The following is a 15,268-nucleotide window of genomic DNA, read 5'->3' as shown; positions in this document are numbered from 1 at the left end:
GGGCAATGCCCGGCTCTCTTGTTTCAACCCATTGAACTGTGACTCAGCGCCAGGGGCTCTGCTGCCAGAGGCGACCGAGGGCACCGTCCAGCGCCTGGGCCCCCTGTTGCCCCAGCCGCTGGGTCAGGCTCTTGGGCTTGCGGTAGCTGATGCCGACCACCTTGTGGTGGCTGGCCTGGGCCAGCAGGTAGTCATCGCTGGTGCAGAGTGCATCCACCAGGCCGAGCTGCTTGGCCTGACTCGCCAGCCAGTGCTCCCCCGTGGTGACCTTGTCGATGTCGAGGCCGGGTCTGTGCTCGGCCACGAACCCCTTGAAGCGCTCGTGGATGGCCCCCAGCTCCTCGCGAAACTTCTCCCGCCCCAGATCGTCGTTCTCGCCGAACATGGTGATGGTGCGCTTGTACTGGCCGGCGGTGTGCATCTCGAACTCGATGTCATGCTTTTTCAGGAGTTTGTTGAAGTTCGGCAACTGGGCTATCACCCCGATGGAGCCGACGATGGCAAAGGGCGCTGCCAGTATCTTGTCCGCCACGCAAGCCATCATGTAGCCGCCGCTCGCCGCCACCTTGTCGATGGCCACCGTCAGCGTGATGTCCTTGTCCCGCAGGCGCTGCAGCTGGGAGGCCGCCAGGCCATAGCCGTGCACCACGCCGCCGCCGGACTCGAGGCGCAGCAGCACCTCGTCACCGGGCCGGGCGACCCCAATCACGGCGCTCACCTCTTCCCGCAGGGAGGCCACCTCCCTGGCGTCCATGCTGCCGTGAAAATCGAGCACAAAGAGCCGGCTGCGCTCGTCCTCTGTCTTGGCGCGCGCCTTCTCCTCGGCCTTGCGCGCCTTGTCCATCTGCTTGCGCTCGGCCTTGCCTGCCAGGGCCGATTGCAGCTGATGACGGCCCTGCTCCAGCTCCCGGGAGAGATCGGTCACCACCAGCTCCCCCTTGCGGGCCCTGGGCTGACGGCTGCTCACCACCATCAGGACGACGGCGCCTATGGCCAGCAGTAAGGTGAGGGTCTTGGCCAGAAACAGGCCGTATTCGGTCAGAAATGCCACTTGATGCTCCGCGCTATGTTCGGTTTTTTCACATAGTAAGGAGTTTGGCGGCATGGTGCAAAAACTCTGCCATGGGCCAGGGGCAGGCAGCGCCAATTCAGGCTAGCGCCCTGTTTTCTTCACATTTTTGCCGTCTCATACTGGTCAACGGCAGGGCCGGATCAGTACACTTGCCTCCTCTATTGTCGCGCCCATCCGTCACGGATTTGTTAACAGGAGTGCACATGCTCGATTATCAGGCCCCCCGGGATCTGCTCAAGGACAAGGTCATTCTGGTAACGGGTGCCGGTGACGGCATCGGCCGCGAAGCGGCGCTCACCTATGCCGCCCACGGCGCTACCGTGGTGCTGCTCGGGCGCACCAGCGCCAAGCTCGAGGCGGTCTACGACCTGATAGAGGCGGCCGGTCACCCCCTGCCCGCCATAGTCCCTGTGGATCTGAAAGGGGCCACCGCCGCTCACTACCGCGGCATGGCCGAGACCTTCGCCCAGCAGTTCGGCCGCCTCGACGGCGTGCTGTTCAATGCCGGCCTGCTCGGCACCCTCTCCCCCTTCGAGCACATCCAGGAGAAGGAGTGGGACGAGGTGATGCAGGTCAACGTCAAATCCGAATTCCTGCTGACCCAGGCCCTGCTGCCCCTCATTCGCCAGACCGCCAAGGAGCACGGCGAGGCCTCCATCGTCTACACCTCCTCCAGCGTGGGACGCAAAGGGCGCGCCTACTGGGGCACCTATGCCATCTCCAAGTTCGCCGTGGAGGGCATGATGGAAGTGCTGGCGGACGAGCTGGAGAATACCGGGGTGCGGGTCAACACCCTGAACCCGGGCGGCACCCGCACCAGGATGCGGGCCAGCGCCTTCCCGGCGGAAGATCCCCAGTTGCTGAAGACCCCGGCCGACCTGATGCCGCTCTATCTCTATCTGATGGGGCCGGACAGCCGTGGCAAGACAGGCCAGACCTTCGTGGCCCAGCCCAAATAAATCAACAAACTAACCAGATGGGGTTAAAGTGAAGAGGGGTGCCAGTCGCGCCCTGTTGAATCCCATCGGCCCCTGACAGGTTGCACTATGTTTCGTCCCAAGAGCACGTTTGAGCAATGGCGGATCTTCCAGGCCGTGGTGGACTGTGGCGGTTACGCCCAGGCCGCAGAGGCGCTGAACAAGAGCCAATCCTCCCTCAATCATGCGGTCGCCAAGCTGCAACAGAGCCTGGGGCTGGCCCTGCTGGAGGTGAGGGGGCGCAAGGCGGTGCTGACACCGGCGGGGGAGATCTTCCTCAAGCGGGCCCGTCAGCTCAGCCAGCAGGTGGAAGAGCTGGAGAACCTGGCCAACAACCTGGAGCGCCAGTGGGAGCCGCAGATCAACCTCTATGTCTCCGCGCTGCAACCCAGAGACCGGCTCTACCGGGCGCTGGCGCACTTCCATCCCCGCAGCCGGGGTTGCCGCATCAATCTGCACGAACGGATCCATTGCCACTTCAATGCGCTCCAGGTGGGGGATCTGATGCTCTCCGAGCACCTGCCCCACGATCGCACCGGCCTGCCGCTGGACGAGGTCTGCCTGCTGCCGCTGTGCGCGGCCGGGCATCCCCTCGCCGGGCAGGAGGAGCCCATCACGGCGGAGCTGCTCGCCAGCCATAACCAGATAAGCCTGCACCCCCCCATCCACCGCTCGGTGGACTGGAACGATGCGGACGACACTGGCTGGAAGGCGACCCACTATCACGAGGTGCTCAGCATGGTGCGCCTGGGCCTCGGCTACGCCTGGGTACCTGATCACCTGGTGCGGGAGGAGCTCGCCAGCGGCGCCCTGGTGCAGCTCGATCTGGCCGGCGGCAGCGAACGCTACCTCTACACCTACCTGCTCACCCCCTCCACCGATGCCCTGGGCCCGGCGGCCGAGCTGCTGCTGCGCTGCCTGCGCAACGAATACCAGGCCGACAACGGCAAGTAATGCTCCGCCGGCCACCGCGGCCGGCCTCTTCTTATGCCGCCGGCGTCAATGCCGCAGTGCCCGCCAGGGGCACCTCACACATTGGGCACCCGCCAGCAGGCGGCCAGCGCAGCCAGCGCCAATGCGGTGGCCACCATGAAGACCCCGTGAAAACTCCAGATCTCCGCCACAGTCCCCGCGATGGCACCCGCCATGATGGAGCCGGTGCGGATGCTGTTGGCAAACAACGTGGTCGCCACCCCGGCCCGACCCGGCATCAGATCCTGGAAATAGGACATGCCGATGCCGGCGACTATGCCGATGAAGATGGCGTTGAGCAGCTGCAGCGCGATGAGGGCCCCCTGGCTCGACAGCGTCACCAGGCCGGCGTAGAAACCCACCCCGGCCAGCACCGCCAGCAGCATCATGGGCCGCTTGCCAAAGCGCCGGGTGTAGTAACCCGCCAGCAGCATGAAGGGGATCTCCAGGGCCGCCGCCGTGCCCATCAGGATGCCGGCCAGCTTCTCCTCCAGCCCCAGCTCGCGGGTGATGTAGAGCGGCATGTTGATGAGGTACATGCTGTTGCAGGTCCACATCAGGGTGGAGGCGATGAAGAGCGCCCGCACCGAAGGATCTCGCCAGCTGCTGACCCGCTCACTCCCGCCCTGGCTGCTCGGCAGCGGCAGGGAGGGCAGCCAGCGCCAGACCACCAGGGCGCAGATCAGATAGGCCAGGGCGGAAGCCAGATACATCACCTCGAAGCCGTAGCCGATGGCGAGCGCGAAGGCGGCCGGCGGCCCGATGACCCAGGCCAGGGAGAACTGGGCCCGCAGCACAGAGCTGAACATGTCCGCCCGCTTGTTGCGGCTGTCGGCGTATTCCCGCGCCAGGGCAAACAGCTGGGGGCTTGCGGTGGCGGTGAGGCTCGCCAGAACCACCCCCAGGCTCACCAGCAGCCAGTATTGCCGGTTCCAGGCAAACAGCAGGGAGAGCACTATGCCAGCAAGGCAGCAGCGCAGGATCAGCTGCTTGCGATCCCCCCCGTTGTCGGAGCGATGGCCGAGCCACTGGCTGATGAGGATGCCGATCACCGCGTTGACGGTATAGAAGAACCCCACCAGGAAGGGGCGCACCTGCACCTCTTCGGCCAGAAACAGGCTCAAGGTGGGCACCTGGAGTGCCACCGCCACCCCGGTCATGAAGGTCACGGCGAGGAAAGAGAGAGAGACGGGATCCGGCCTCTTGCGGGCAGCACTCAGCAAACTCATAGAGATACCATTGATATGGAAGAGAAAAGGAAGCCAGAAGCCGGCGGATGTACAGTATGACGGCGATTATTTTATGCGATTATCAACAGCCACCTCAAGGCTTGCGAGGCCACGTCCAAGTCCGTACATTGGTAAACCCTCTGGCCAGTACAAGGATTTCACATGTTTGATTTTGATCGGGAGATAGATCGCAGCGGCACCATGAGCCTGAAGTGGGACAAGTACAAGGGTCAGGATGTCGTGCCCATGTGGGTGGCCGACACCGATTTCGCCTCGCCCCCCGCCGTCATCGAGGCCCTCACCGCACGGGTGGCCCACGGCGTCTTTGGCTATTCCCGCCCCTCCCCCCGGCTGATCGAACTCATCATCACCCGTCTGCAGCAGCGCTATGGCTGGACCATATCCCCGGAGTGGCTGGTCTTCCTGCCGGGAGTGGTGCCCGGTCTGAACCTCGCCTGCAAGGCCTGGAGCCAGCACGGCCGTGGCATCATCACCCCCAAGCCGGTCTATTACCCCTTCCTGCAGGCGCCGGGCTTCAACGATCGCCCCCTGCTGACCGTCCCCATGATGGAGGAGGCCGGACGCTGGGTGCTGGATCTGGAAGAGCTGGAGCGCCAGGCTCCCTCCGCCGACCTGCTGCTGCTGTGCAATCCGCAGAATCCGGGGGGCACCGTCTTCACCCGCGAGGAGCTGCTCGCCATCGACGCCATCGCCGAGCGCCACAATCTGGTGGTCTGCTCGGACGAGATCCACTGCGATCTGCTGCTGGACAAGGATGCCCGCCACATTCCCTACGGTGCTCTGAGCCCGTCGGCCGCCGAGCGCTCTGCGGTCATGATGGCGCCGAGCAAGACCTTCAACATCGCCGGCCTGTGCTGCTCCTTTGCCGTGATCCCCAACGCCCGCCTGCGGCTCAAGCTGCAACAGGCGATGCGCGGCATCAGTGCCGACGTCAACCTGCTGGGCTTCGTCGCCGCCGAGGCGGCCTACGAGGGCGGCGAGCAGTGGCTCAGCGAACAGCTCGACTATCTGAGGGCCAACCTGACGCTGATCGAGCAGGCGGTGGCCCGCTGGCCCGGCGTCAAGCTGGCAAAGAATCAGGCGACCTATCTCGCCTGGATCGATGTGAGCGCCCTCGGGCTGGATGATCCCGTCGCCTTCTTCGAACAGGCGGGGGTCGGTCTCTCCCCGGGCGCCCAGTTTGGCGACGGCCAGTTCGTGCGCCTCAACTTTGGCTGCACCCGGGCTCGCCTCATCCAAGCCTTGGCGCGCATGGAGAAGGCCATTCTCCAGCGCACGATCTGACATGGAGTCCCCTTGACGGGAATGGTGAAAGCCATTCAGGTTCACATCTGATATAGATAAGATGTGACACATGACGGGATGAGCCTGGCTCATCCTTTTTTCAGCCATTGTTCCGGTTCACTATGCACCCACGAGCCCTGCGTCACCTGCCGCGCCTGTCACTTGCCGCCCTGCCCTGGCTGGCGGCCATGCTGGCACAGCCCCTCTCGGCCACCCCCGCCTATGTCACCATAGGCACGGGGGCGCTCAACGGCGTCTACTACCCCACGGGGGGCGCCATCTGCCGTCTGCTCAACGACGACAGCAGCAACCACGGGCTGCACTGCACAGTGCAGAGCACCTCGGGCTCCATCGCCAACCTGGCCGCGCTGGCCAAGGGCGACATCCAGCTGGCGCTGGTGCAGTCGGATGTCCTGTACCATGCGGCCCACGGCAGCGGCCCCTTCGCGGGCCAGAGCCCGAACGCGCAGCTGCGCAGCCTGCTGCGGCTCCACAAGGAGTCCCTGACCCTGCTCGCCAGCGCCACCAGCAACATCACCACCCTGGCGGACATCGAAGGCAAGCGGGTCGATCTCGGCGCCCCCAACTCCGGGGACAGGGTCACCAGCCGGGCACTGCTCGACGCCATGGGCTGGCAGGAGAGCCAGTTCGCCGTGCCCCCCGTCGCCTCGGCAGGCAACCGGCTGGAGGGGCTCTGCAACGGCACCCTGGATGCCGCCTTCCTGGTCGCCGGCCACCCCAACCAGGGAATAGGCGATCTGACCGGTCGCTGCCAGGCCCGCCTCATTCCCATCGAGGGGGAGCAGGTCGACAAGCTGCTCAATCAGTATCCCTACTATGAGCGCAGCCGCATCGGCGCCAACCTCTACCCGGGGCAGACCAGCTCCGTCGCCACCTTTGCGGTGACCGCCGAGCTGGTGGCCGAGGCCAGCCTGCCTGAAGATCAGGTGCGCACCCTGCGCGACGTGCTGAGCCGCAATCTCAAGCAGTTTACTCGTCTGCACCCGGCGCTCACCACGCTCACCCCCGAATCCATGCAGGCGGGAGACATACTCCCGCTCCACCCCGGCATGCTGGATGCCGCGCCGACCCTGTTGCCCGATGCTCCCTCCGGGGCCGAGGCCACCTCGGGAGCGCTCCCCACGGCGCCGTCCGCCCCCACCAGTGCGGCCACCCCGCTGGAAGGGGCTGAGGTGCTGCCGGAGCAACCCGCCGGCGCCACCCTGCCGGCCAGTTCGGATGCGGTGACGACCGAACAAGCTCCGGCGCTGACCACGCTGCCGACGCCGACAGAGGCAAGGTCGGCGCAGGGCAGCGAGCCGGACGCGGCCGGGGTCACCCCCCCCTCGGCGGCAAAGGGCACAGCGCAAGCACCGACCGAGGCACCCGCACCGGGCAGCCCAAGCGGTGCCTCGCCGCTCACCGGCGAGACGCCCGCCCCCGCCCAATGACGGGGAGAGCACAGTGCAAGAGGCCACCCCAGGGTGGCCTCTTGTCATCCGGATGTGCGCCGACGAGCGGCGCCGGGCCTATCCCTTGGGGAGCGGCAGCGAGTCCGGGCGCAGGATCTCCTCCTCCACCCAGTGCAGCAACTGCTTGATGGCCCGCGACAGCACCTGATTCTGGCGCACCACATACCCCAGGCTGGTGCCGGGGAAGTCGGTGAGCCGGGTCACCGGGGCAGTGAGCTTGAGCCGCGGGTGGAGGGAGAAGTCCGGCACTATGGCGACGCCAAAGCCCGCCTCCGCCCAGTCGAGCTGGGCATCCACGCTGCCCACCTCCATGATGCGGCAGCTCGGCAGCCCGAGCAGGGGCAAGGAGGGGTCGATCAGTGCCCGGGTGCGGGTGTCGTGCCCCAGCAGGATCAGGGTGGGCTCGTCGAGGGGATCGCTCTCCCCGGCCTTGGCACGGGCCTGCCAGCGGGTGAGCCCCTGCCCCAGCGCGCACCAGGTCACCTGCTGCAATTCGGTGTAGAAGAGCGGCTCGCTGCGCTTTTGCGCCATCACGAAGCCGAGATCCGCCTTGCCCGCCCTGACCAGATCCGCCGCCTGATCCGAGGTGGTGTTGAACAGGGTGAGATCGATGCCGGGAAAGGCCTGCTTGAAGCGCTGGAACGGCTGGATCAGCAGCAGGCGCGAGATGATGTCGCTGGCGGCGATGGCGAGCGTCCCCTGGCTCAGCTGGCTGAGGGCGTTGAGATCGGACTGGCAGAGCTGCAACTCGTTGATGGCGCGCTCGGCGCTTTGTAGCAATCGCTCACCCGCCTGGGTCAGTCGAAACGGGCTGCGTTCAATCAGCTTGACCCGGGTGGCCTGCTCCAGGTTCTTGAGGTGCAGACTGACGTTGGGCTGGGTCATGTGCAGTTCGGTGGCGGTCTGGCCGAAGTGCTGCAGGCGGGCCAGGGTGACGAAGGTATTTAACCAGTGAATATCCAACATGAGGTAACTCTCACCCACGGCCGGCGCGGGGTGGCGCGTCATGGCGGGGCTTTGCCGATAAATTGGCCATAATTATATGACTTACTTATCGGAATTATAAAGATAATTAATTTTTCTAATCCGCACAGGGCTCCTAGGATGGACGCCTAACGTCTTAGGAGAAAGAGTCATGTCGTCTATCGTAGTCGTAGGTGCTAACTGGGGTGATGAAGGCAAAGGCCGCATCGTCGATTATCTGGCAGGCCAGTCCGCCGCCAGCATCCGTTTCCAGGGCGGCAACAACGCCGGCCACACCGTGGTCAACGATCTTGGCACCTTCAAGCTGCACCAGCTGCCAAGCGGCGTCTTCAACCCGGATTGCCTGGTCGTGCTCGGCCCTGGCATGGTCATCAGCCCGGAGCCGCTGACCAAGGAACTGGCCGAAGTGAAGGCCGCCGGCGTGACTCCCAAACTCGCCATCTCTGACAGAGCCACCTTCTGCCTGCCGATCCACGCCCTGGAAGACACCCTGGAAGAAGTCCGTCTGGGTGATGGCGCCTATGGCTCCACCCGTCAGGGCATTGCCCCGGCTTACGGTGATCGGGTCATGAAAAAGGCGATCCTGGTGGGCTGGCTGAAACAGCCGGACGTGCTGGTCGAGCGCATCCAGTTCTTCCTCGACTGGAAACTGCCGCAGCTCAAGGCCCTCTACCCCAGCTTCGAATTCAAGCAGACCGCCCAGGAGATGGCCGACTGGCTGCTGGAAGTGTCCGCCCCCTGGATCGACGCCGTCTGCAACGTCAGCGAGCCGCTCAAGGCCATCCAGGCCCAGAACGGCACCCTGCTGTTCGAAGCCCAGCTGGGCGCCGGCCGTGACCTCATCTACGGTGAGTACCCCTGGGTGACCTCCTCCCACGTCTCCGGCGCCTACGCCGGCATCGGTGGCGGCCTGCCGGCCCTGCGCCCCGAGCGCGTGATTGCCGTGGCCAAGGCGTTCAGTACCTCTGTGGGTACAGGCACCCTGATCACCGCCATGGAGAACCAGGAAGAGTTCCGCAAGTTCGCCAACGAGTTCGGCGCCACCACCGGTCGCCCCCGTGACATCGGTTACTTCGATGCGGTCGCCACCAAGCAGGGTCTGGAGATCCAGGCTGCCAACGAGATCGCCCTGACCAAGCTGGACTGCCTCTCCGGCATGCCGGATCTGAAGATCTGCGTGGCCTACGAAGGTGCCAACACTGAGAACCCGATCTGGCCGCAAACCGCCGGTCTGAAGCCGGTGTACGAGTCCATGGAAGCCTGGAGCGAAGACATCTCCCACATCCGCAAGTTCGAAGACTTGCCCAAGGCTGCCCAGCACTATGTGCTGCGCATCGAAGCCCTGCTGGGTGTGCCGGTTCCCATGGTCTCTGTCGGCCCGGGCCGCGAGCAGATGATACTGCGCTAAGCCGCCTCGCGGCTGTCAGCAAGATGTCAAAACCGGCCTCCATGAGGCCGGTTTTTTTATGGCCGACCCGCTCCCCGCCACGTGGCTGACTGACGCCCAGGCCACGCCGCAGCGGAAGCCGCGCCTTGAGATAGGCCCGGCGCTGACATTCTGCTTCGAGCGGGTTTGCTCCATGGCCAGCCACACGCTGAGTCAGACCACCCAAACCCAGGTGCGCATGAGCCACGCCCTCACCCTGCTGCAACAGGCCCTCACTCCGCTGGAGGCGGCCCTCGCCGGCGGTTACGACTCCCCCAGCCGCTTCGCCGCCCGCTTCAAGCAGGCGTTCGGTCTGACCCCCTACCAATATCTGCGCACCTGCCCCGCAACTGTCCCGCAATGCCAAGTAAATAGTTACTAAAAACAACTCCTATGTAACCTCATGTAACCTGGTGATCCCGATCACACAGCTCCCCGCCCGGAGTGTGACGCAGCGCCAACCTTTCCGCTTTCTTTCCCCTAGAATGGCAATGAAAACGTTTTTACTAAAATAAACACAAAAAAAGCACCTTCCTTAACCTACAAAATCGTCATTGGAGCGAGATATGTTTCGTAAAAGTTTACTTTCCGTCGCCCTGGGTGTCGCCCTGTTTGGCCTGGCCGCCTGCAACGGCAATGACTCGAGTGCCCCGACCCCGCCCGGCGCCACCCTGGCGAACCAGTACAGGAACGTGATCGATCGCACCGGCACCCCGCTCCAGTTCCGTGACTTTGACAGCTACTCCAACCTCAAATACAACCCCCTGCTCGATCTCGGGGCCTGGCACGGCTTCCTGCTGCCCAAAAGCGAGAACGAGTGGGGGGGCTTCACCGGCCCCATGGTGATCGCCGAAGAGTACAGCCTCTTCTTCGCAAGCGAGCTGGACAAGCTGACCCTGAGCGATGAGAGCGGCCGTCAGTACCCGCTCACCAGCGCCAGCAAGCATGAGATCTACGCCATCCCCGGCGCCCTGGTGCAGCGCTTCGAGTTCACGCCCTTCACCCTGGAGCTGGAGCTGCGCTACGGCGATGCCCGCACTGCGCTGATCCGCACCCGTCTGGTGAACAATCAGGATGCGCCCCTCACCCTGACCCTCAACTGGCAGGGGGAGCTGCTCCAGCAGTGGGATGCCAACAAGACGGTCGCCGAGCAGTATCCCGACTGGCGCCGCACCATCAGCCAGAGCGAGCGCGGCGTGGCATTCCAGTTCGGCGAACTGCGCAGCACCTGGAACATCATGCAAAGCGGCAGCGCCAGCTATCGCATCGACCGCACCCTGCCGAGCCGCACCACCCTGGACGAGAAGGGGCTCGGCTATGTGAGCGAGGCCAGCCTCACCCTGGCCGCCAAGGGTCAGCAGGATATCTACACCCTGCAGAGCTATGTCCACAGCAGCGAGGAGGCCGCTCGCTATCAGCAGAGCCGCCAGGCGCTGCTGGCCAACCCGGCCGACGCCTTCGAGGCCTCCATCCGCCGCTGGGAGGATTACCTGGCGCGTGGCCTCTCCAATCAGGGGATCCCGGAGTCGGAGCGCCGCATCGCGGTCAAGGCGATGGAGACCCTCAACGGCAACTGGCGCTCGCCGGCTGGCGCCATCCTCCATGACGGGGTGACCCCCTCCAACACCGCCCGCTGGTTCGACGGTGTCTGGGCCTGGGACAGCTGGAAGCACGCCTACGCCATGGCCCACTTCAACCCCGAGGTAGCCAAGAACAACGTGCGCGCCATGTATGACTACCAGATCCAGACCGATGACCCGGTGCGGCCGCAGGATGCGGGCATGGTGATCGACGCCGTCTTCTACAACAAGCTCGCCGATCGCGGTGGCGACGGCGGCAACTGGAACGAGCGGGACACCAAGCCGCCCCTCTCCGCCTGGGCCATCTGGGAGATCTACAGCGCCACCAAGGACAAGGCCTTCATCGCCGAGATGTATCCGAAGATCCAGGCCTATCACGACTGGTGGTACAGGGCGCGGGACAACAACCACAACGGCATCATCGAATACGGCGCCACCCGCCACGTCGAGCACAACGACGAATTCGGCAACATCACCTTCAAGGTGCAGTACCCGACGGGGGCACCGGCCGGGCTGGATCTGTCGAGCTGTACCAATGAAGGAGATGGCTGGTACGGCTGCGCCGGCATGCCGCTCTATCAGCAGGTGCTGAGCGTTGGCGGCTACGACGAGATGGACATCGGTGCCCAGCACGGCGCCGGCTGGGAGTCCGGCATGGACAACGCCGCCCGCTTCGGCTTTATCGAGCAAGACCAGTTACAACGCTACGCCGACAAGGCTTATGGCGGTGACATCGACAAAGCCCGCCAGGACTGGAACGTGGCCTTCTTCGAGAACCATGAAGGCAGCGGTGAGCTGATCGGTTTCTCCATCGATCAGGAGTCGGTGGAGCTCAACGCCTTCCTGGCGAAAGAGAAGCGCATCCTGGCGGACATGGCCGAGCTGCTCGGCAAGCCGGACGAAGGGATCCGCTATCGCGAGGGAGCGACCCAGCTCGCTGGCTACATCAACAACTGCCTGTTCGATGAGGCCTCCGGCTTCTATTACGACCGCCAGATAGCCCAGGGGGATCTGCCCGACGCCAACGGCTGCGTCGGCAAGCTCTTGACCGCCCGCGGCCGGGGCCCGGAAGGGTGGAGCCCGCTCTGGGCCGAGGTGGCGGACAAGGAGAAGGCGGCGCGGGTGCGCGAGGTGATGCTGAGCAGCCAGGAGTTCAACACCAAGGTGCCGCTCGGCACGGCGGCACTGACCAACCCGGCCTACGACCCCGACATCTACTGGCGCGGCCGGGTCTGGCTGGATCAGTTCTACTTCGGGGTGAAGGGGCTGGAGAACTACGGCTATCGCGACGACGCCCAGCTGCTGGTCAACAAGCTGTTTGCCAACGCCGAGGGGCTGGCGGGCAGCGGCCCCATCCGCGAGAACTACAACCCGGAGACCGGCGCCATGCAGGGGGCCAGCAACTTCAGCTGGAGCTCGGCCCACCTCTATATGCTCTATCGCAACTTCCTGAAGCAGGAGTGACACTGCCGGGTGCCCAACCCAAAACAGAAAGGCCTCCGCTAGGGAGGCCTTTCTTATGGCGGCGCCAGGGGCCGGCGACTTACTTGACGGTCACCCGGGCAAACTTGCGCTTGCCGACCTGATAGACGGCGGTGCCGGCGCCGACCAGCGCCTTGCCATCCTCCAGCTTGTCGCCGTCACGCTTGACCGCGCCCTGCTTGATCATCCGCAGCGCCTCGGAGGTGGTCTCCACCAGACCGGCGTCTTTGAGCAGGTTGGCGATGGCCAGCCCTTCCCCTTCCAGGGCCAGTTCTACCTCAGGCATCTCGTCCGGGATGGCGTTCTTGGAGAAGCGCTGGGTGAAGTCTTCGTGGGCCGCTTCGGCCGCCGCTTCGTCGTGATAGCGGGTGATGATCTCCTTGGCCAGCCAGATCTTCACGTCGCGGGGGTTCAGGGTACCGGCTTCGATGCCGGCCTTGAAGCCTTCGATGTCCGCCAGCGGGCGGGAGGAGAGCAGCTCGTAGTAGTTCCACATCAGGGTGTCGGTGATGGACATGATCTTGCCGAACATCTCCCCCGGGGCGTCATGCACGCCTATGTAGTTGGCGGCGGACTTGGACATCTTCTTGACGCCGTCCAGACCCACCAGGAGCGGCATCATCAGCACGCACTGGGCGGCCATGCCGGCATCTTTTTGCAGCTCGCGGCCCATCAGCAGGTTGAACTTCTGATCGGTACCGCCGAGCTCCACGTCCGCTTTCAGCGCGACCGAGTCATAGCCTTGCAGCAGCGGATAGAGGAATTCGTGAATGGCGATGGACTGGCCGCCGCTGTAGCGCTTCTTGAAGTCGTCGCGCTCCATCATGCGGGCCACGGTCTGCTTGGCCGCCAGCTTGATCATACCGGTCGCGCCGAGCTCGCCGAGCCAGGTCGAGTTGTACTCGATGCGGGTCTTGGCGGGATCGAGGATCTTGAACGCCTGCTCGGCATAGGTGAGGGCGTTGTGCTTGATGGCCTCTTCGGAGAGCGGCGGGCGAGTGCTGTTCTTGCCGGAGGGATCCCCCACCATGGCGGTGAAGTCGCCGATCAGCAGGATGATCTCGTGGCCCAGATCCTGGAAGGTCTTCAGCTTGTTGAGGATCACGGTATGACCCAGGTGAATGTCCGGAGCCGTCGGGTCCATCCCCAGCTTGATGCGCAGCGGGCGCCCTTCCTTCAACTTGGCGACAAGTTCTTCTTCAACCAGAATTTCTTCCGCTCCGCGCTTGATCTCGGCTAGCGCCACCTCGAGCTGGGACATTTTTTGACTCTCCAATCACGATTCCACAGGGCCAGACATATTACTGGAATGGCAGGCCAATTGGAAAGGCGGTAAACTCCGACCTTCTTCTGGGTTCAACTTCGTCAGCTTCTCATGGTCATTTGGCACGCCTTCAACTCTCTTCCTACCTGGCACCGCAAGATGGTGCTTATTCTGAGCATCCTGGTGATGATGCTGGCGGCCTGGCCAAGCGAACAGGCGGTCGCCACCCGGGTCGATGACAACGGCAACGAACTTGCCCTGCGCCAGCCCGCCGACGCGGCCGCCGCGACCGATGAACTCGAGGCCGCGCAGCCCCTCACCCCGCCCAAGCCGCGCTACATCACCAAGCAGGTGAAGGTGCGCCGGGGCGACAACATGGGGGTCATCTTCCAGCGCATCGGGCTCAATACCACGGATCTGCACCTCATCGATCAGCTCGACGGCAGCGATCCCCTGCGCATGCTGCAGCCGGGGCAGGAGCTCACCTTCAAGCTCACCGAACAGGGCGAGCTGCACAGCCTCTACTACCCCCACAGCCTGGAGCAGGCGCTCAAGGTGAGCCGCAAGGACGACGGCTTCGTGGCCAGGCCGGTGCGCCTCGAGCTCGACACCCGCGAGCAGGTGGCGAAGGGGGAGATCCGATCCAGCTTCTGGGGCGCCGCCAGCGAGGCGGGCATGACGGAGGATCAGATCATGGATCTCGCCGCCATCTTCGGCTGGGACATCGATTTTGCCCAGGACCTGCAGCCGGGGGACAGCTTTCGGGTGGTCTACGAAGACAAGTACCAGGATGACGAGCGAGTGGCCTCCGGCGACATCCTGGCCGCCGAGTTCATCAACCAGGGGGCCATCTATCGTGCCGTGCTGAACCAGGATGGCAACTACTACACCCCGGAAGGCAAGGCGATGCGCAAGAGCTTCCTGCGCGCCCCGGTCAACTTCAAATACATCAGCTCGAACTTCAACCCGCGTCGCCTGCACCCGGTCACCGGCAAGGTGCGCCCCCACAACGGCATCGACTACGTGGCCCCCGTGGGCACCCCCATCATGGCGGCGGGCTCGGGCAGCGTGGTGGCCGCCGGTTACAACCAGTTCAACGGCAACTATGTCTTTATCAAGCACGCCGGCAACTATGTGACCAAGTACCTGCACCTCTCCAAGCGCACCGTGAACAAGGGGCAGCGGGTGAAACAGGGGCAGACCATAGGCCTCTTGGGAGGCACGGGCCGGGTCACAGGCCCGCACCTGCACTATGAATTCGTGGTGGGCGGCGTGCACAAGAACCCGCGCACCCTCACCCTGCCCCAGGCCGAGACCCTCACCGGGCGGGCGCTGGCCAGCTTCAAGGCCGAGGCCAGACCGCAACTGGCCAAGCTCGACAGTAACGAGCTGCAGCTGGCCCAGAACAAGCGGGACAGCAACGGCAGCTAAGGCCAGAAGGGCTGGCGGGGTGAATGCCCCGCCAGCCCTTTTTATTCAGCCCACTCTTGGCAACCATATTGAGG

At 64.4% G+C, this 15,268-nt stretch carries 11 protein-coding genes and 1 pseudogene; 8 read left to right on the top strand and 4 right to left on the bottom strand.

The genetic code is table 11. The features are described from left to right. Positions 1–43: 43 nt before the first annotated feature. Positions 44–1,051, bottom strand: a complete 1,008-nt coding sequence (gene sohB / locus ACWPWQ_RS14325) for a protease SohB (RefSeq protein WP_139435571.1) — start codon at positions 1,049–1,051, stop codon at positions 44–46. Between the two features lie 224 nt (positions 1,052–1,275). On the opposite strand from sohB, the gene ACWPWQ_RS14320 reads away from it, so the two are divergent. After that, positions 1,276–2,031 carry a YciK family oxidoreductase gene (locus tag ACWPWQ_RS14320; RefSeq protein ID WP_429160509.1) on the top strand — a complete coding sequence of 252 codons (756 nt, stop codon included), beginning with the start codon at positions 1,276–1,278 and terminating at the stop codon, positions 2,029–2,031. An 87-nt stretch (positions 2,032–2,118) separates the two neighbouring features. Further along, complete coding sequence (locus tag ACWPWQ_RS14315; protein ID WP_454010090.1) at positions 2,119–3,003, top strand: LysR family transcriptional regulator; 885 nt, start codon at positions 2,119–2,121, stop codon at positions 3,001–3,003. A gap of 74 nt (positions 3,004–3,077) precedes the next feature. Here ACWPWQ_RS14315 and ACWPWQ_RS14310 read toward each other — a convergent pair whose 3' ends face one another. Beyond that, on the bottom strand, positions 3,078–4,250 hold the full coding sequence (locus ACWPWQ_RS14310) for an MFS transporter (protein WP_454010089.1): 1,173 nt from the start codon (positions 4,248–4,250) through the stop codon (positions 3,078–3,080). Positions 4,251–4,412: 162 nt separating this feature from the next. On the opposite strand from ACWPWQ_RS14310, the gene ACWPWQ_RS14305 reads away from it, so the two are divergent. Next, positions 4,413–5,555 (top strand): MalY/PatB family protein, encoded by a 1,143-nt coding sequence (locus ACWPWQ_RS14305; protein WP_454010088.1) that lies wholly within the window; start codon positions 4,413–4,415, stop codon positions 5,553–5,555. A gap of 122 nt (positions 5,556–5,677) precedes the next feature. Beyond that, positions 5,678–7,006, top strand: coding sequence for a TAXI family TRAP transporter solute-binding subunit (locus ACWPWQ_RS14300; protein ID WP_454010087.1), 1,329 nt, complete (start codon positions 5,678–5,680; stop codon positions 7,004–7,006). A gap of 78 nt (positions 7,007–7,084) precedes the next feature. On the opposite strand, the gene ACWPWQ_RS14295 is transcribed toward ACWPWQ_RS14300, so the two are convergent. Next, positions 7,085–7,993, bottom strand: a complete 909-nt coding sequence (locus ACWPWQ_RS14295) for a LysR family transcriptional regulator (RefSeq protein ID WP_202046428.1) — start codon at positions 7,991–7,993, stop codon at positions 7,085–7,087. A gap of 169 nt (positions 7,994–8,162) precedes the next feature. Here ACWPWQ_RS14295 and ACWPWQ_RS14290 point away from each other — a divergent pair, with 169 nt between their 5' ends. From ACWPWQ_RS14290 to ygjK, 3 genes and pseudogenes are all read left to right on the top strand, one after another. Beyond that, positions 8,163–9,419: an adenylosuccinate synthetase gene (locus ACWPWQ_RS14290; protein WP_139435583.1), complete on the top strand. Its 1,257-nt coding sequence runs from the start codon at positions 8,163–8,165 to the stop codon at positions 9,417–9,419. 67 nt (positions 9,420–9,486) lie between these two features. Beyond that, positions 9,487–9,819 (top strand): annotated as a pseudogene (locus ACWPWQ_RS14285) (helix-turn-helix domain-containing protein); the annotation flags it as partial. A 184-nt stretch (positions 9,820–10,003) separates the two neighbouring features. Then, positions 10,004–12,481, top strand: a complete 2,478-nt coding sequence (ygjK, locus tag ACWPWQ_RS14280) for an alpha-glucosidase (RefSeq protein ID WP_454010086.1) — start codon at positions 10,004–10,006, stop codon at positions 12,479–12,481. A 79-nt stretch (positions 12,482–12,560) separates the two neighbouring features. On the opposite strand, the gene tyrS is transcribed toward ygjK, so the two are convergent. After that, positions 12,561–13,760, bottom strand: coding sequence for a tyrosine--tRNA ligase (tyrS, locus tag ACWPWQ_RS14275; RefSeq protein WP_139435589.1), 1,200 nt, complete (start codon positions 13,758–13,760; stop codon positions 12,561–12,563). Positions 13,761–13,874: 114 nt separating this feature from the next. On the opposite strand from tyrS, the gene ACWPWQ_RS14270 reads away from it, so the two are divergent. Beyond that, complete coding sequence (locus tag ACWPWQ_RS14270) at positions 13,875–15,194, top strand: peptidoglycan DD-metalloendopeptidase family protein (RefSeq protein ID WP_342057748.1); 1,320 nt, start codon at positions 13,875–13,877, stop codon at positions 15,192–15,194. Positions 15,195–15,268: the final 74 nt, after the last annotated feature.

Source organism: Aeromonas sp. Marseille-Q7275 (genome assembly GCF_965119515.1).
The sequence above is the reverse complement of the archived record's forward strand: the minus strand, read 5'-3'. Positions and strand labels throughout refer to the sequence as shown.